This is a genomic window from Sphingomicrobium aestuariivivum (assembly GCF_024721585.1).
GTDB lineage: Bacteria > Pseudomonadota > Alphaproteobacteria > Sphingomonadales > Sphingomonadaceae > Sphingomicrobium > Sphingomicrobium aestuariivivum.
Window position 1 is genome coordinate 1 of the sequence record NZ_CP102629.1, and the last position, 17,230, is coordinate 17,230.

The 17,230-nt window shown below is 63.2% G+C and carries 12 protein-coding genes; 5 read left to right on the forward strand and 7 right to left on the reverse strand.

Annotated features, from left to right (window positions below):
* Both NUW81_RS00005 and NUW81_RS00010 read right to left on the reverse strand, forming a co-directional pair.
* Positions 1–7,341, reverse strand: a 7,341-nt coding sequence (locus NUW81_RS00005; RefSeq protein WP_260508508.1) for a hypothetical protein, incomplete at its 3' end; no start/stop codon positions are given.
* Positions 7,342–7,431: 90 nt separating this feature from the next.
* Positions 7,432–8,619 (reverse strand): TIGR03032 family protein, encoded by a 1,188-nt coding sequence (locus tag NUW81_RS00010; RefSeq protein ID WP_260508509.1) that lies wholly within the window; start codon positions 8,617–8,619, stop codon positions 7,432–7,434.
* Between the two features lie 116 nt (positions 8,620–8,735).
* Between NUW81_RS00010 and NUW81_RS00015 the strand changes: the two genes are divergently transcribed.
* On the forward strand, positions 8,736–9,578 hold the full coding sequence (locus NUW81_RS00015; RefSeq protein WP_245113824.1) for an alpha/beta fold hydrolase: 843 nt from the start codon (positions 8,736–8,738) through the stop codon (positions 9,576–9,578).
* Between the two features lie 181 nt (positions 9,579–9,759).
* Here the strand turns inward: NUW81_RS00015 and NUW81_RS00020 are convergent, their stop codons facing one another.
* Both NUW81_RS00020 and NUW81_RS00025 read right to left on the reverse strand, forming a co-directional pair.
* Positions 9,760–10,392 carry a tyrosine-type recombinase/integrase gene (locus NUW81_RS00020; protein WP_245113826.1) on the reverse strand — a complete coding sequence of 211 codons (633 nt, stop codon included), beginning with the start codon at positions 10,390–10,392 and terminating at the stop codon, positions 9,760–9,762.
* Positions 10,393–10,744: 352 nt separating this feature from the next.
* A complete protein-coding gene (locus tag NUW81_RS00025; protein ID WP_245113828.1) occupies positions 10,745–11,164 on the reverse strand; it encodes a potassium channel family protein in 420 nt (139 codons plus the stop codon).
* Positions 11,165–11,453: 289 nt separating this feature from the next.
* Between NUW81_RS00025 and NUW81_RS00030 the strand changes: the two genes are divergently transcribed.
* From NUW81_RS00030 to NUW81_RS00040, 3 genes are all read left to right on the forward strand, one after another.
* Positions 11,454–12,638, forward strand: a complete 1,185-nt coding sequence (locus NUW81_RS00030) for a TIGR03032 family protein (RefSeq protein ID WP_245113831.1) — start codon at positions 11,454–11,456, stop codon at positions 12,636–12,638.
* A 134-nt stretch (positions 12,639–12,772) separates the two neighbouring features.
* Positions 12,773–13,678, forward strand: coding sequence for a citrulline utilization hydrolase CtlX (gene ctlX, locus NUW81_RS00035; protein ID WP_245113835.1), 906 nt, complete (start codon positions 12,773–12,775; stop codon positions 13,676–13,678).
* A gap of 64 nt (positions 13,679–13,742) precedes the next feature.
* Positions 13,743–13,874: a hypothetical protein gene (locus NUW81_RS00040; RefSeq protein ID WP_260508510.1), complete on the forward strand. Its 132-nt coding sequence runs from the start codon at positions 13,743–13,745 to the stop codon at positions 13,872–13,874.
* A gap of 145 nt (positions 13,875–14,019) precedes the next feature.
* Here NUW81_RS00040 and NUW81_RS00045 read toward each other — a convergent pair whose 3' ends face one another.
* Positions 14,020–14,691 (reverse strand): LuxR C-terminal-related transcriptional regulator, encoded by a 672-nt coding sequence (locus NUW81_RS00045; protein WP_312025037.1) that lies wholly within the window; start codon positions 14,689–14,691, stop codon positions 14,020–14,022.
* Positions 14,692–14,818: 127 nt separating this feature from the next.
* On the opposite strand from NUW81_RS00045, the gene NUW81_RS00050 reads away from it, so the two are divergent.
* Complete coding sequence (locus NUW81_RS00050; RefSeq protein ID WP_245113837.1) at positions 14,819–15,925, forward strand: CaiB/BaiF CoA transferase family protein; 1,107 nt, start codon at positions 14,819–14,821, stop codon at positions 15,923–15,925.
* Here the strand turns inward: NUW81_RS00050 and NUW81_RS00055 are convergent.
* Together NUW81_RS00055 and NUW81_RS00060 are read right to left on the reverse strand one after the other, a co-directional pair.
* Complete coding sequence (locus tag NUW81_RS00055; RefSeq protein ID WP_245113839.1) at positions 15,922–16,728, reverse strand: EAL domain-containing protein; 807 nt, start codon at positions 16,726–16,728, stop codon at positions 15,922–15,924. The genes NUW81_RS00050 and NUW81_RS00055 overlap by 4 nt on opposite strands.
* On the reverse strand, positions 16,725–17,117 hold the full coding sequence (locus tag NUW81_RS00060) for a response regulator (RefSeq protein ID WP_245113841.1): 393 nt from the start codon (positions 17,115–17,117) through the stop codon (positions 16,725–16,727). Before NUW81_RS00060 ends, NUW81_RS00055 begins: the two co-directional genes overlap by 4 nt.
* Positions 17,118–17,230 lie beyond the last annotated feature (113 nt).

Below are 17,230 nucleotides of genomic sequence, written 5' to 3' on the forward strand. Positions count from 1 at the left end.
CAGGCTCGCCGCCGACGCATCGGTCATCATGACCGTGTCGTCGCCGAGGCCGGTCACGACATCGCCCGCAATGGCGGTACCGTCAACCGTGAGGTCGTCGGCGCCGTCGCCCGTGTCGACGCTGCCCGCGCTACCGCCGGTGAGCGAGACCATGTCGGCATCGGTGCCGGTGGTGATCGCACCCGCCACGTCCGTGCCGTCCAGCGTGACGCTGTCCATGCCGCCGTCGGCATCGATGCTGCCGGCACTGCCGCCGGTCATCGCAAGGCTGTCGTCGCCCGCACCGGTGGTGATCGCACCCGCAATGTCGGTGGTCGCCAGCGTGATGCTGTCGGCACCCTCGCCGGTCGCCAGGCTCGCCGCCGACGCATCGGTCATCATGACCGTGTCGTCGCCGAGGCCGGTCACGACATCGCCCGCAATGGCGGTACCGTCAACCGTGAGGTCGTCGGCGCCGTCGCCCGTGTCGACGCTGCCCGCGCTACCGCCGGTGAGCGAGACCATGTCGGCATCGGTGCCGGTGGTGATCGCGCCCGTGACATCGGCATCGACCAATGTAACGCTGTCCATGCCGCCGTCGGTGTCGATGCTGCCGGCGCTGCCGCCGGTCATGGCGAGGCTGTCGTCGCCTGCACCCGTGGTGATCGCACCCGCAATGTCGGTGGTCGCCAGCGTGATGCTGTCAGCGCCCTCGCCGGTCGCCAGGCTCGCCGCCGACGCATCGGTCATTGCAACCGTGTCGTCGCCTGTACCGGTGGTGATCGCGCCAATGACTGTAGCGCCATCAAGCGTAACATCGTCATCACCTGCGCCAGCATCGACTGTGCCGATGACACCGCCGCTCATCGCGATGGTGTCGTTCCCGTCGCCACCGTCAAGCCCATCGATCAGGCCACCGGTCACGATCAACGTATCGTCGCCAACATTGCCGTAAACCATGCCGACATCGCCATTGGCGATAGTGATTGTATCATCGCCCAGTTGGCCGTCGACAAGGCCCACCATACCGGTCGTGTCAATGAAGATGTTATCGCCCGTGTCGAGGGCAGCACTGTCGTCTTGGCCGTCTCCGCCACCGTAAATGCCGCCCACCACGTCGGCATCACCGAGTACCGTGATCGTGTCCGATCCACCGGCGCCCTCAATGAAGTTCGCCGACGCATCGCCTTCAATCGTGAAGCTGTCATCGGTCTGACAGCCGAGGGCATCGATGATCACCCCGGTCGAGACCGTCACGTCGCCATCGCAGAAGCCGACATCGCTCGCCCCGGCCACGTTGGCGAGATACCAGTCACCGCCCGCAGTTCCGAAATAGAGGTCGTAGGCGTAGCCGTTGTCGTAAAGGATCGTGGAAAGTTCGAACGCGCCGGCGTCGGACGCTCCTGCATCAAGCACCGAGACGAGAAGAATGCCTTCGCCCTCGTCCCACATGCCATTGTCGTCGAGATCGGTGCCCGCGCCAGAGCCAGGGGCCACGCTCTCGATGTAAATGGTCGTTGCGCCACCCGCACCCACGCTCGTCCCGTCGACCACCAGCGTATCCGTTATGTCGCCAGTGCCGTCGTTGAGCACCGTATCGAGATAGAGCGAGCCGCCGTCCGAGACGAACACACCATCGCCATCGACGCCTGCGGTATCCGACCCGGTGATGACGATCACGTCGCCAGCGACCGCTTCGGTCCCGCCGGTCATCGAATCCTGCATCACGATCGACCCGGAGTTCACGAATGTCTCGAGACTGGTGAGATGCGCCTGCTCGACACCGTCTTCGGTGATCGACTGGTGCACCGTCCCGCCCGTATTTTCAGCCGCCACAACGACATATTCGCCCGTCGTGTCCCAGGTCACCGGGTCCGTGTCGTCCGAGGTCTCGGCGGTGAAGCCGGTCTCGTCGGCCACGGTCACCAGGTTCACCACCCCATCGGGGCCGTTGTTGAAGGTGTCGTCGCCCGCGCCGAAGTCGCTGGTCGCAACACCTTCCTCATCACGGACATCGTCCATGTCGGTGTCGGCAAAGTTGCGAAGGTTGACCGAATTGCCCGACCAATTGTTGAGCGTATCGTCGCCGTCACCAAAGGTGACTTCGCCAAGAATCGTACCGTGATTGTCGACCGTGACGTCGCCTGCGCCACTAAAGGCGAGGGCATTGTCGGCGTCAGACGAAATCGTCGCGCCAGTCGCGATGTCGACGGCGACCGATCCTTCCGACTCGACCACGATACCAGTGCCATCGGCATCGACGTCGCCATTGACATCGAGCGTCACGCTATTGGTGCTGCGCTGGCCGACGAAAATGCCCGAGTCCGCCTCGCCCGAGACCGCCCCGAGGGTCGTGATCTCGATCGTTCCCGCGGTCGCGTCGTTGTTCGCGCGAATACCGGCAGTGGGGCTGATCGAATTGCCATTGGCGACCACATCGCCCGTGGTGATGGCGATATTGCCGCCGTCCTCGGCAGGGAAAGGCTTATAGGTGTTGGGGCTATAGAGCGCGCGCACCTCGATGCCCGTCTGTTCGCCCGTGACCGTCCCGGCGCTGGTGTCGACTTGAATTTCGCCACCAAGCGACCGAACCGCAACACCGGTCAGGCCCGATACATCGGCTGTGTCGACATACGCACCACCGACATTGTTGGTATAGATGCCCGCGCCATTCGCACCCGAGACGGTGCCGTTCGTGGTGTCGACCCTGATAAATCCGTAGTCTGCTGTCGCATAGACGCCGCGCTCGGAACCGCTCACGTCGCCTTCGACCCAGATGTCGACGTCGCTATAATTGGCCACGTCGACATGAATACCGTCACCGCCGGTGGCGTCGATTCCTTCGGTGAGGATGCCGACAAAGCTCGACCCCCCATCGGTCGTCACGGCGATGCCATGACCTCCCGTCGCGGTGACGGTTCCATCCTGATGGTCGACAGTCAAAAAGGTGCGGCTATCGGTGCCGGTAACCGAGATGTCGATCCCACTGGCGCCGGTCACATCTGAGGCACGAACAACGATCAACCCGCGCACGGACGTCGCATCGACGTCGATCCCCACACCCGCGCCGCCATCGACCGATGCATAAAAGGTATCGATCGACACCACGTCCATATCGATCGGACCGTAGATCGGGCCGGTCGGGTAGAGGTCGGTATTGCTGATGTCGGCTGAAATGCCTCCGGCGCCGCCCGTCACGCTGCCGCTCGCAGTAATGTCGATGACACCGCCATCGGAAACGGCGCTGATACCTAGCGCACCGCCATCCACGACCCCGTCAAAGTCGATGGTGATATCGCCGCCCGTGGTAGTAACATCGATCCCGTCACCAGTCGCGCCGGTGACGCTGTCAAGGTCGTAGATGCTGATGTCGCCCGCGATGTTCATGTAGATGCCATCGTCGGCGCCGTAGATGCTGCCCGAGCTGCCACGAACGGTCGCGCTGTGCGAGGCGCCTACCCCGGACACCGTGACACCGTCATCGCCATAGCCCTTCACGTCGGCATAGCTGCCAAGGTGGATATCAACCGAGCGACCGTCGACGACGGCCACATCGACACCGTCGTCCCCCGCCAGCACTTCGCCTTCGAGGGTGATCTCGACCGTATCGCCCGCCGCGTTCACGTCCACGTGGACGCCGTCAGATCCCGCCACGAGATCGCCTACAGTCAGATCAACCCCGCCGCTGCCATTGGCTTGCACGGCGTTGTAACCCGCCGTTACCGTGCCGGCGCTGGTATCGATGATCATCTCACCCGCAGACACGGCAAGGACGCCCCAGTCGACCGTGCCGGTCACATCAGCAGTCGTGATGTTCACCCCGGTAACGCCGAACGCCACAACACCGGACATGGCGCCTGTGACCGTGCCAGTGGACGTATCGACGGTCGCGGTCTGTTGGGTGTTGGCATAAACGCCGCGCCAATCTGCCTCGATTGCCCCTGTCGCGGTGACGTCTACGTCACCCGCTCCGTTGGCCACGGAGACCCCATCTCTGCCAGCGTCGATCCCGGCCGCAGTGACATTCACAGCACCCCTGTCGTTGGTCACGGAAATCCCGTGCTCCCCCGCTGTGATCGTGCCGGACTGTGTATTGACGGTCGCGCCGTCGACGCTGGTGACCTGAATGCCGTTGCCTCCGGCATTAATCGATCCACTATAAACGGTTGCCAGCCCACTGCCGGCCTCGGCCCTGATGCCAGTCGTCCCCGCGGTAACGGTCCCTCCGGTCGAATCGACGGAAACAGAGCGCGAAGATTTGGCGTCGATCCCGTCGAACACCGACCCGGTCACGTCTCCCGTCGTGATGGTCACCCCAGCATCACCTGAGGCTGCGATCCCGTTTTGGCCTCCCGACACGCTGCCGAGAGTCGTATCGATAGTTACAGCGGCACCGGTGTCCGCGAAGATCCCGTTTTCGCCTGCCTCGATGGTTCGCGCGGTGATATCGACATCGCCCGAAGTATTAACGACGTAAATACCGTCGGTGTCGGCATAAATCAGCCCTGAGTTCACACTGACGGTGTCCGCATTGTTCGTGACGGTGATCCCGCGTCCGCCGGCTGTGATCGTTCCAAAATAGGTGGTGATTGTCGCACCGACGACACCGGTCACGTCAATCGCGTCGCCTGTCGCGGTGACGGTGCCCGTTGCTACGGTGGCCAAGCCGCCCTGCGCGTCCACGACGATCCCTCGATCACCGCTCACCGTCCCGGTGGTCGTGTCGATCGTGACATAGCTTCGGGAAACGGCATCGATACCGACAGAGCTACCGCCGGAAACATCGGATGCATCGATTCTGACGCCATTATAACCGAACGCCGCGATACCGCCGAAATCGCCCGACACCGTGCCGCCCAGGGTATCGACGGTGACGGTGCCATTAGCTGCATAGACGAGCAAACCGGTGGCGCCCGCGTCGATGACGCTGTTCCGCGAATTGACAAGAACCGACCCGTCTCTGTTGCGGACATCGATACCGTTGCCGCTGGTCGCCGTAATGTCGCCAGCGTTGATGGAGACGTTGCCATTATTATTATTGCGAGCGTAAACGCCGTCGTCGCCCGCCGAAATTGCTCCGGCAGTGGTATCGATCGTAAGCCCATTCGTGGACGTGGCATCGATCGCGTCGCCACCGACGGTCATTGCGCCGGCCAGAATTTGGGTCGACCCGCCAGTGGTAACGCTGCGAATCCCGTAGCCGTTGGAGCTGATGGTGCCTGCGCGCGTGTCGATGTCGATGTCGCTGCTCGTCTGCGCCGTAACGCCGCCGGTCGACGTGCCGGTGACATCGGCGGTCGTGATCGAGACGTCGCTGGTGGCATATGCGGCGATGGCCAGCCCGTCGGAAATCACATGCGCGCTCGAGGTGTCGATCGTCGTGGAGCCATCATATGTCTGGGCAAAGATCGCCGTTCCCGACCCGCGCACTTCGTCGCCGGACGTGGTGAGTCTGATGGTTCCCAACGAGGTTTCGACTTGGATCGCCGAATTGGTTGTTCCCGTCACATTACCGATATCGGTCAGGATCACATCGCCCAGCTTGTCGACGACAATGCCGTGGTCCGCGCCTGTTACCGTGGCTCCGCCACCGTAGATCAGGGTCGCGCTCTGTGCGGATCCCGTGATGTTGATACCGTCGCCCGAGCGGCCCTCGACACTGGCATAGGCACCCAGGTCGATCGTCGTGTTGCCCGCGCCATTGTTGGTGATCAAGATGCCGGTCGTCCCGCTGACCGCGCCGGTCGCGTTTACCGTGATTTCGAATGCGTAAGGCCCGGCTAAAGCGGCGATCGCTTCGCCCGAGGTGCCCGTTACACTATCAACCGTGATAAGGGTCGTCGCAGCGAGGGGATCACTATAAAGCCCCTGGATCGAAGTCACGACGCCCTTCGTCCCCGAAACCGATCCCATACTGCTGTCGACGACAACGCTGCCCTCGTCCGCCACGGCGTTAATTCCGTAGCTCGACGTGCTGGTCACGTCACCGATTGCGCTGGTGCCGCCGATGTTGACATCGCCAGTCGCGCTGGAGGCGTCGATGCCAGCGCCCGTGCCCGCATTGACCCCTCCGACGAGGCCCACGCCCTGGATCGAGACGTCGCCATAGGCCGTCGCCTCGATCCCGCTGTCCGCGCCCGTAACCGTGTCGACATTGGTAATCGTTACCGAGCCGGCCGTGCTTTCGACATCGATGCCGTCGTCGGTTGTCCCGGTGACGCTGTCGAGGTCGGCGACCGTGATGTCACCAGCCTGGTTGATGTAGATGCCATCAGTCGCACCCGTGACATCGCCCGAGCTACCGCGCACTTCGGTCGCGCCGCCGCCCGAGCCGGTGACGACGATGCCGTAGCCCGCGCCGCCCGTGACCTGTGCGTCGCTGCCGAGGCGGATCCAGGTGTTTCCGCTGCCGTTGTGGACCACCTCGAGGCCGTTGCCGCCCCCGCCAGTGACCGTACCGTTCATGTCGACATAGGTTTCGCCCACGCCATCGCGCGTGACGACGATCGCGCTGTCCCCCGAACTCCTCACATCATTGACATCGACATCGATAAGACCACCGCCCGATTGAGTAATCGACAACCCACCTCCGCTGGCCGCCGACCCGGTCCCGGACGAAATACTGCCAGTAGACGAGAAAAGAAGATCGCCGCCTTGATTGTCTACCGTGACAGCCTGGTAAGAAGTTTCTGTAGATCCAGGATTTGTTGTAATGACCGTGTCGCAATAGAAAGAAGCGCCGGTCAAAGAGCATAAATACCAGTTGTAGTTTGGGTTAGGGACCGTTGTTCCCGCGACATAGTAGTAGCTATCGGTATGAACACTCCCACTGAGGCTGATGTCGACGCCGCCAATCGAGGTTTGCAAAACCTCGAGCGCACCTTTCATCGAACTAACCGAACTCGTTTCACCTTGAGTGATCGTGATGGCTGCGTCGTCACGCACCACCATGCCTTCGGTAGATGAAATAATCTCGAACCCATCCTCGAGCTCAATCGTGGTATCGTGCCCATCGGCCGACGAATCCCAATTGATCGGGCTGCCTGTCGCAGCGCCAGTGTCGGAGCAGACAAGCTTGCCCGTGGAAGTGGAGGAGCAGGTGTCCACCGAAATGGGCACCCTTTGCGCGTAGGCTGCCGTCGCACCAGAGGCGAGGAGCAGGGGCAGCATCCCGACCTTGGCGACAGTGGCAAAAGCACTGGTGATGGCAGCGGCGATGCCGCCGTTCGATTGGACCGACACGCCCTGGTGCGGCGCGTAGCTGGCGTCGCGCCCGGCGATCTTGGTGACGCGCCCGCCGCGCAACATGCCGAAACGCAGCCAGAAGGATTCCTGGTCGTGATCATATTTATTGTTCGTCATACCCACTCCCAGCCGGATGGCTGGCCCCTGTTGAAGCGGGATTGACGCCCCGCGGTTACGCAACATTCAGCGCGCCATGCGCGCCGACACCTATTTCTTCTTGGTCTTCGGCTTTGCAGCCTTCGCCGTCGAATGACTATTTTCATCGAACGTGATCAGCGCCGCCGCGTCGGGCGAATTGGGCGACACGGTCATCGGACAGGCATGCCCCTCGATCACCTCGACGTCGTAAAGCTCGCCGATCGCGCCATCGATCCGGAACCAGTCGACGCATGATCCCTTTTTGAGATCAATCGCCTGGATCCCACACCACGGCTCGCTGTCGGTAGCCTTGAGCCGATCCGCCAGCTCGAGGCCGTCGAACCGCTTGTAGCGCGGCTTGCTGAGGCCGACGAAAGCAACATCGCCGTGGAAGGCGAGCCCGCGCAGGAAGCCGGGACAGAAAGCCTTGGGCACGAACTTGCCCTTCGCGCCCTTCTTCTTGGGTAACTCGACCACGCCCAGCTCACCCGTGCCCGAGTTGAGCACCCACAACTGTCCGTTATGGATTCGCGGGCTGTGCGGCATGGAAAGGTTCTCGCACACCACTTCGCCCGTTTTGACATCGATCACTACGCCACCGTCACCACGGCGGTCGCGCCAGCCATCGATCGTATCGGAGCGCGAGACGGCGGTCACATAGCGCGGTTCGCCGTCTTCCATTGCCATCCCGTTCAGGTGACAGCGATCCTCGTCTACGATCGCGCTGATGAAGTCGGGCTTCCAGACGACTTCGAAACTATGCGTATCGCTCAGCTTGGCGAGGCAATTGTATCGTGTGTTGACGAACACGATCTCGCCATCCTTCGTCACACCCACGTCATGCGCATCGAGGCGCCCGGTGACGTTGATCGTGCGCGGCACGAAGCAGGCATCGAAGGTGTGATTGATTCGCTGGTCGCCCGAGATCACGTTGGCGAAGCGATAGACCTGTGCCATGCCGGTCATCACCAGACCCCCGTCGTCAGTGCGCGCGAGCCCCATCGGCTTTGCCATCTGCGACTGGTGCAGCTGCGCGCCATTCTTGGGATTGCGGCCGAGCATATAAAGCAGGCCCGACTGGTAAGAAGTGAAGGCCAGCGAGATGTTCGCCTTGGCAAGGCGGGCAATCAGTCCGCCCGACAATGAATACTCGACCTGCGGCTTGGCCGCCTGCGCCTCGGTCGCGGCGACAGTCTGTCCCGGCAAACTTGCCGTAATCCCTTGTGTCATAAGATCGTATCTACGCTCACTTCTCATACGCGAACTGCAACGCTCGTTGGCCTACCCAGATTAATCCTAGCTATGCTCGAGAAGCAATTACTTAAAAGTTAAATTTCGTTCCCTTCACTGCGCCAGCCCCAGAGGTGATCCAAATGATTGCCGGATCTGGGGGGTGGTCGTCCAAATGGGCGCCTTTTCACGACGATCTCGCGACGGTGACGCAGGCTTGCTCGATCGATCGGCCGGGCTGGGGAATGGCAGGCGTCGGGCGCGGGCTGACTTCTCCCGACAAGGTCGAGGACTATCGCGAAACACTCGCATTGGCTGGTTTGCAGGGTCCGTTCGTTCTCGTCGGCCACAGCCTAGGCGGAGAGGAAGCGGTATTTTGGGCTGATCGCTATCCCGATGAAGTCGCGGGCCTAGTCTTGGTCGATCCCGGAATGCCCGATTTTGCCATACGTATGTCCACACGTGCTCCGTTGGCGTTTGCGGAAATGCGCGAGGCGCTCATGGGCGCGGCCAACTACTTTCTCGACTGCGCGGACAGGATTGAGGCGATGCAGGCGGGCGGCGAAACAGAAGGCCTCAAACGTTGCAGCCCGCGTGCCGAGAACCCGGAAGTAGCGGAAGTTCTAGCCACCGTTGCGATGGATCCCGAACGGTTTCGCTTCAATGCGAATGAAATCATGTTCATGGTCGATGAATCCGTCAAACCAGAAAGTTATTCGGGAGATTTAGGTGAATTGCCGATGCTCCTCCTGCAGGAAACATTGCGCAAGTCGCCGCCCGGAATGTCGGAGGAAGCGAGGGCGCAAAGTCCGCTCGTTGATGCGCTTTTGGAGGAGCATCACGACAGGCTGATCGGCTATTCAAGTCGCGCTGAGTTGCGCCCCGTCGAAAATGCTAGCCATGACATCCTCGCCGATCGACCCGATGCCATCGTGGGGGCGCTCAGCGAAATAGTTTCGATTGCGCGCGCCGACCCCTCTGAGTGAGGCCGTCTTACTGGCGAGGGGCAGCCAGTCACTTAATAAGATAACTGAATAGGCTGCATACTCGCCATCATTTGAGCGACAATTCGAAATGGGTGCGGAGTTTTGATATTATGCCACTAAATGTCCGCTACCCACCTTCAAAGTGGACGCCAACCGGCTCGAGGCTGGCGCCCAGCTTCGGTCAAATTCCGGTTTTCTCTGCTAAGGTCAGGGCGTCCTCGATATCTACGCCGAGATATCGAACAGTGTTCTCAATCTTGGAATGCCCCAACAGAATTTGGATGGCACGTAGATTGCCGGTCGCCTTGTAGATGATCGAAGCCTTCGTTCGTCGCAGGGAGTGTGTCCCATATTCCTCTCTTCGAAGCCCGATCGCCGTGACCCATTCGTCGAGGAGCCGAGCATATTGCCGAGTGCTCAGATGCTTTGAGTGATCAACCCGGCTCGGGAATACAAAGTCGTCGACCGAGCCGCCTCTGAGCTCGAGCCAGGCAAAGAGGCTGGTTCGCGCGTCAACCGCGATCTCAAATTGAACTGGGCGACCGGTCTTACGCTGAGTGACCGTGGCTCTCCGTCTAATTTCGGTGCCGGACACAAGGTCGCCGATCTTGAGCTCAACGAGATCGCAGCCTCTGAGCTTGCTGTCGATTGCCAGATCGAACAGGGCGCGATCTCGAATACGTTGCTCTCGATCCAAGAAGAAGCGCACGGCCCAGATCTGGTTCTTGTTGAGAGGCCGCTTAGGACCAACTTGCGCTCCAGCGTTCCATGGCACTCGGTTCTGCGTCGCGGGATCAAACTCTGAAAATGTCATCGCTTTTCTCCTTGGCCAGAATGGCCACGGAGAATGTCCGCTAATAGCTTAGCTTGAATCCAATCAGACTTCCGAGATGGGGCGCTTAGCGGACAATCACGAACAAGCCTGAGCCGCGTGAAGCAGGCTTGATCGCGGTCGCGAGGCATGAAAGATTGGTCGCTCTCATGGTTAAGAGTAGCGGCGCAAATGTAGCCAATTGTAGCCACTTACTGTAGCCAATGGAGAAATCGCACGGAGGTCTGCCTAGCGATTTCAGTTACTTAGATGGTTAGCTTGGCTCCGTCGGTTTCCTGCCACCCCAGCCATTTCCTCACATGATCCGCCTCACGGGCCGCCCATGCGCGGCCGGTCAGCGCACGTCGAGTACGCGGCGCAGGAATTCGATCAGGAAGGCGGTGCTCATGCTGAACAGGATGAGGCCGTTGGTGGCGAGGAAACCCGTGAGCAGGCGATGCTCCGCGGGCAGGATGATGTCGCCATAGCCAAGCGTCGTGATCGTCACCGTCGTGAAGTAGAGCGCAGGCTCCCAGCCGGTGAACAGGTCGAGGCGGAGGAACAGCCCCGCCCACAGGGCGACCGTGACGCCGAGCGCGAGCAGCAGCCAGAAGACCACCCCGACGATCGACAGGAACAGCGGGCCCATCGCGCTGCCCGCGAGAAAGCGCGGGGCGTGGCGGTTGAGCCAGCGCGCGGCGATGATGATGAAGGCCGTGACCACCGTGCAGGACAGGCCCGCCATGCCGAAGCCGATCAGGATATTGTCGAGCATCGACCTTCTCCTTCGCCGCGGCCGCGATCATTCGCGAGGTCACGGTCGACGCCATTTCAAGCCAGTGATCACGCGCTGTCAATCGCCGCTCCGGGCGTGGCATCCTTGGGACTGGCGCGGACACCAGCTGCGAACGACCCTCTTCATGCCCATGAACGACGGGGCCTAGTGGCAATTTCCGTCTTGAGGCACAGGCGCGGCGCTGCTCTTATCGAGGCAAGCCATTTCCTCCCCGATCACCGCCCGGTACGCCCCGAGGGCAGGCCGATTTCGCGAGCGAGCCCTTGTCATGACCCAAGCCATCACTACCCTTCCTCCCCAGCAGAAGGACGCCGCAACGCAGACCGCGGCCGCCAATCCGCAGGTGGAATATTCGCTGTCGGGCGGCATGATCGCCCGCCTCGCCAAGGCCAGCATCAGCCTTGCCTTCACTTCCTACCAGTCGGGCCTGCTCTACATGCTCGGCCGCAACCCGAAGAATGGCGCGCAACTGCACCAGTCGCAGATGGCCAAGCCGATGGGCCTCGCGCGCACGCCCGACGGCGGCCTCGTCATGACCGGCATGGCGCAGGTCTATCGCTTCGCCAACGTCATCTCGGGCGACCAGCGCATCAATCATGTGTTCGACGCCTGCTTCGTGCCGCGCACCATCCATGTCACGGGGCGCCTCGATGCGCATGATGTCGGCGTGACGAAGGATGGCGAGATCGTCTTCGTCAACACGCGCTACAACTGCCTCGCCAAGCTGTCGGACACCCACAGCTTCGAGGTGGTCTGGAAGCCCGATTTCATCTCGGCGATCGTCGACGAGGATCGCTGCCACCTCAACGGCATGGCGATGGAGGACGGCGAGCCGCGCTACGTCACCGCCGTGTCGCGTTCGGACACCATCGACGGCTGGCGCGATCGCCGCGGCGATGGCGGGGTCGTCATCGACGTGAAGACGGGCGAGGTGGTCTGCGAGGGCCTGTCCATGCCGCACAGCCCGCGCCTCCATAACGGGCAGCTGTGGGTCTTGAACTCGGGCACCGGCGAGCTCGGCGTCGTCGAGCTGCCCAACAAGAAGGGCGAGATGGGCAAGTTCGTGCCCAAGGCCTTCTGCCCGGGCTTCCTGCGCGGTCTCGCTTTCCATGGCGATGTCGCCTTCGTCGGCCTGTCGAAGCCGCGCTACAAGCGCTTCGACGGGCTCGATCTGGCAGACCGCCTTGAGAAAGCGGACAGCGAGCCGTGGTGCGGCATCCAGGCGATCGACCTCAAGAAGGGGAGTTGTGTCGACTGGTTCCGCATCGATGGCGCGATCGGCGAACTTTATGACGTCGAGGTTATCGAGGGTCATGCCTGCCCGATGACCGTCTCGCCCAATTCGCCCGATGCGGCGGCGCTGATCACGATCGGCGAGGGCGCGCAACCGGCGGACAAGAAGAGCAGCGAGCAGGGGGGGGCGCCAGGTAAGGCGGCTCGTCCGGGTAGATAGTAAAGCGGGGGCAACCCCGCTCCAAAGAGGCCAGCCGTCCGGCTGGGAGTGGGAACCTGAGACAGATGCAAGCAGGGGGGAGGGGCGTTGCTCCGCCCCTTTTTCTTTGGCGCGGCATCGGGCATCAGCCGGGGATGAACCTGCTGCCTTCCCGCGTCGTCATGGTGCGACCGCACCATTTCGCCATCAATCCCGAGACCGCGCCCGACAATGCCTACCAGTCGGCGGGCGGGGCGGCCGATGCTGCCTCGGCGATGGCGGAGGTGGAGGCGCTGGCGGGCGCGCTGCGCTCGCGCGGGGTGGAGGTCATGCTCTTCGAGGACGAGGCAACGGACCGCCCCGACGCGGTCTTTCCCAACAACTGGTTTTCGGCGCATGCCGACGGGACGCTGATCCTGTATCCGATGCGGGCCGAGAACCGGCGGGGCGAGCGGCGCGAGGACATCGTCGAGGCGCTGCGGCAAAAACATGTCGTGTCGCGGGTGGTCGACCTCAGCCATTACGAGGCGGAGGGGCGCTTTTGCGAAGGGACGGGGTCGATCGTCTTCGATCATGCGGCGCGCATCGCCTTTGCCTGCCGCTCACCGCGTACCGATGGGGCGATCGTCGAGGAAGTGGCGGCGTTGCTCGGCTATCGCGCGCATCTGTTCGACGCGGCAGCGGCGGACGGCACGCCTGTCTATCATACCAATGTGATGATGGCGCTGGTACCGGGGTTGGCGCTCGTCGGGGCGGAGCTCGTGCGCGATCCGGACCAGCGCGAGGCGCTGCTGGCGGCGCTGGGAAGCCGGGAAGTCGTGGCGCTCGACGAGGCACAGATTGGCGACTTCTGCGGCAATGCCTTCACGCTGGCGGGCGAGGAGGGGCCGTTTCTTGCGCTATCGGCACGGGCAGCGTCGGCGCTCACCGAGGAGCAGCGTGCGCGGATCCGGCGGCATGTGCCCCTCGTGCCGGTGGCGGTGCCGACGATCGAACAGGCCGGCGGGTCGGTCCGCTGCATGCTCGCGGCGGTCCATCTGCCCCTCGCGCGGGGCGTTTGAAGCAACCGAGGGGGCGGCTCATGCGCTGGTAGGAGGAACCGTAACAGTAGACAGGGGACCAGCAATGACGATCGCCAAGCGCGCCGCCGCCGCCAAGTTCGACCCGCCCGAAGAAGAAAAGCCGACCGCGAAAACGACGGAGAGGGCACCCGCAGCGCAGGTCGTGCGCGAGAAAATGCCGCGGATGACCGACTGATCACGCCCGAAACTTTAAGATCGTGATGCCGGCCCCGAAGGTCTTGCCAAGAGGGAAGCGGTGAGACCGATCGAAACGGAGCCGGCACCGCTTCTTATCTAAACCGCGCCGCGCCAGTCTCCAGATGGACCTTAAGGGGTAGGGGCTAGATGCCCGCTTCGACCGCGATCCGGACCATCTCCGCGCTGGTGCGCAGCCCGAGCTTTTCCATCACGAGGCCACGGTGCATCTTGATGGTTTTTTCCGACAAGCCGAGCTCGTAGGCGATCTGCTTGTTGCGCAGGCCCGAGGCAACGAGTTTCATCACCTCTGCCTGGCGCGGGCTCAGCGTCTTGACCATCTCGACCGCGCGCGCGGCACGGGCGGGGGAGGGGCCGAGTTCTTCTTCGCCAAGCTCGACCTGGCTGCCGAGGAACCACTGCAGTTCGCCATCGTCGCTGAAGATGGGCGCGATGAGCACGGCGTTACGGAACGGCGTGCCGTCCTTCTTGTAGTTGAGGATCTCGACCAGCACGGGCTTGCGGTGATCGATCGCCGAGCGGATCTTGTCGGTCAGGAAGGGCTCGGTCTTGGGGCCGGCGAGGAAACGGCAGTTGCGCCCGAGGATCTCGTCGAGCGCATAGCCCGTCATCCCGAGGAACTTGTCGTTGATCACGACCAGCGGATTGTCCGGCAGGCGGGGATTGGAAATCACCGCGGGGATCGGGCTGTATTCAGCAAGACAGCGGATGTCGTCGGGCACCTCGATACTCTCGAGCGCCACGGACGGCGGCGGCACGTCGGGGACGTGGCCGTTGATTTCACTTCCCTCGTTCACAATCCGTATAATGGGACTTCCGGCGCCAAAATGGAAGTCTTGTTGCGCAGCCGCATCGACCGAGGCTCGACAGGCACGCGCGGCTGGGGCAGGGTCGCTGTGGTCAACGGCCGTCAGGGGGACGTTTATGGGGCCACTCAAGGGGATGCGGATCATCGAGTTGGCGGGTATGGGGCCCGGCCCCTTCGCCGCCATGATGCTCGCCGACCATGGCGCCGAAATCATCCGCATCGAGCGTGACGGGCGCCTCGCACTGCCCAATGATCCGATCGAGCGGGGGCGCACCACGCTCAAGCTCGACCTGCGCGACGAAGCGGAGCGCGAGCTCCTGCTGCGGCTCGTCGAGACGGCAGATGCGCTGGTCGATCCCTACCGCCCGGGGCGCATCGAGGCGCTTGGGCTCGGCCCCGCCGAGTTGCACGCCCGCAATCCAAGGCTCGTGATCGGGCGGATCACCGGCTGGGGGCAGCGCGGACCGCTCAGCCAGCGCGCGGGGCATGACATCGACTATCTCGCCCTGTCGGGCCTCCTGTCGGCGACCGGCAGCGAGGAGCGGCCGATCCCGCCCCTCAACCTCGTCGCCGACTATGGCGGCGGGGCGATGATGCTGGTCTTCGGCATGCTCGCGGCGCTGCTCGAGGTGAAGGGCGGGGCGGAAAAGGGCCGCGTCGTCGATGCGGCGATGAGCGAGGGGGCGGCGCTCCTTGGCACCATCGCCTTCGCCATGCGCAACATCGGCATGTGGACCGGCGGGCGCGAGGGCAACCTCCTCGACGGCGGCATGGCGCTCTACGGCACCTATCGCTGCTCGGACGGGCTGTGGCTGGCGGTCGGCGCGCTCGAGCCGCAGTTCGCGGGACAGTTTCTCAAGGCGCTGGGGCTGGGTGATGATCCGCTGTTCGCCCAGCCGCTCGACCGCGCGCGCTGGGAAGAGCAGCGCGAGACGATCGCCGAGAAGATCGCTGCCGAACCGCGCAGCCACTGGCTCGAGGTGTTCGAGGGCAGGGATGCCTGTGTCGCGCCCGTCCTCAAGCTCAAGGAGGCGCCACGCGATCCGCATCATGTGGCGCGCGGCAGCTTCGTGCGCACGCCCGACGGCGCGGTGCCGGCACCCGCGCCGCGCTATGGCGACGAGGCGCTGCCGCCGGCGCGGACCGAACGCGATGCCGCGCGAAAGCTGCTCGAGGATTTCGGGTGCGACGAAGCGCTGATCGAGAAGGCGACGCGCGCCTAGGGCGCGATGCCGAGGCGCTGCCAGTCGTTCGCCCACCAGTCGATCCACTCGGCCAGTTCGCCGGGCGGCAACGGGCGGGCGATGCGATAGCCCTGGACGATGTCGCAATCCATTGCCGCGAGAAGCTTCAGCTGTGCGTCGGTCTCGACCCCTTCGGCGGTGGTCGACAGGCCGATCTCATGGGCCAGCCCGATGATCGCGCGGACGATGGCCGCGCTGTCGCGATGGTCGGGGCTGTCGGCGACGAAGAAGCGGTCGATCTTCACCTCGGTAAAGGGCAGCTGGCGAAGCTGCATGAGCGCCGAATAGCCGGTCCCGAAGTCGTCGATGGCCAGTCCGATGCCCTTGATGCGGAAGCGGGTCAGCGTGTCCATCAGGTTGGCGAGCGGCTGGGTCGCGCCCTCGGTCAGTTCGAGGACGAGATGGTCGCTCGGCACGCCATGCTCGGCGCATTTGGCGGTGACGAGGTCGGGGAAATCGAGCGCCTCGAGGCTCATCGCCGAGATGTTGAAGGCAAGGCCGGTGTCGATGCCGGCATCGCACCAGCGGCGCCACTGCGCGAAGGCGGTGTCGAGCCCCCAGCGGGTGAGCGGGTCGATGAGGCCGTGGCGCTCGGCAAGCGGCACGAAGCGCGATGGCGGGACGGCGCCGAACTTCTCGTCATGCCAGCGCACCAGTGCTTCGACGCGAACCAGCTTGCCGGTCTTGAGGCTGACCTTGGGCTGGTAGACCAGCTTCAGGCGATTGTTGATGAGCGCGCGCTCGAAGCCGTCGAGCAGCCCCAGTTCGAGGACGTCGGTCACGCGACGAGGCGTTGGCGCACTTCGCCGAACAGGCTCTCGAGCGTGTCGAGGCGGGCAGGTTTGCCGATCGGACCGACCATCGTCAGGCCGAGCTCGCGGCCGAGGCGGAAGGCGGTCTCGATGACGCGCTCCTCGAAGCCCGAGACGATCAGCACCGGCTGGTTGGCGTCATGGTCGGCGAGGAAGCGCAGCAGTTCGATCCCGTCCATGCCGGGCATGCCGAGGTCCACGGCGATCATGTCGGGCGCATCGTTGAGGAAGATCTCGCGGAAGTCGTGGTGGTCGGTCGCCACTACCGGATCGAACGCACTCAACCGCGCCGCTTCCGCAAGGAAAGCCGCGAGTTTCGGTTCGTCATCGATCAACAGCAGCCGTGGTCGGCGCGCCATAAGGTCTCCGTCTCGGCGGACAAGGTGAATTTGGGTGAATCCGCCAGTAACCAAACTGTAGCCCAAGGCGACGGCACAGGAAACGTCTTTTTAACCCAATCACCCGTAAAACC

Excerpts from the sequence above, each read along its gene's own strand:
- NUW81_RS00020 (WP_245113826.1), bottom strand. The coding sequence starts at position 10,392 with ATGACATTTTCAGAGTTTGATCCCGCGACGCAGAACCGAGTGCCATGG.
- NUW81_RS00015 (WP_245113824.1), top strand. The coding sequence starts at position 8,736 with ATGATTGCCGGATCTGGGGGGTGGTCGTCCAAATGGGCGCCTTTTCAC.
- NUW81_RS00010 (WP_260508509.1), bottom strand. The coding sequence starts at position 8,619 with ATGAGAAGTGAGCGTAGATACGATCTTATGACACAAGGGATTACGGCA.
- NUW81_RS00050 (WP_245113837.1), top strand. The coding sequence starts at position 14,819 with ATGGGGCCACTCAAGGGGATGCGGATCATCGAGTTGGCGGGTATGGGG.
- NUW81_RS00040 (WP_260508510.1), top strand. The coding sequence starts at position 13,743 with ATGACGATCGCCAAGCGCGCCGCCGCCGCCAAGTTCGACCCGCCCGAA.
- NUW81_RS00025 (WP_245113828.1), bottom strand. The coding sequence starts at position 11,164 with ATGCTCGACAATATCCTGATCGGCTTCGGCATGGCGGGCCTGTCCTGC.
- NUW81_RS00030 (WP_245113831.1), top strand. The coding sequence starts at position 11,454 with ATGACCCAAGCCATCACTACCCTTCCTCCCCAGCAGAAGGACGCCGCA.
- NUW81_RS00060 (WP_245113841.1), bottom strand. The coding sequence starts at position 17,117 with ATGGCGCGCCGACCACGGCTGCTGTTGATCGATGACGAACCGAAACTC.
- ctlX (WP_245113835.1), top strand. The coding sequence starts at position 12,773 with ATGAACCTGCTGCCTTCCCGCGTCGTCATGGTGCGACCGCACCATTTC.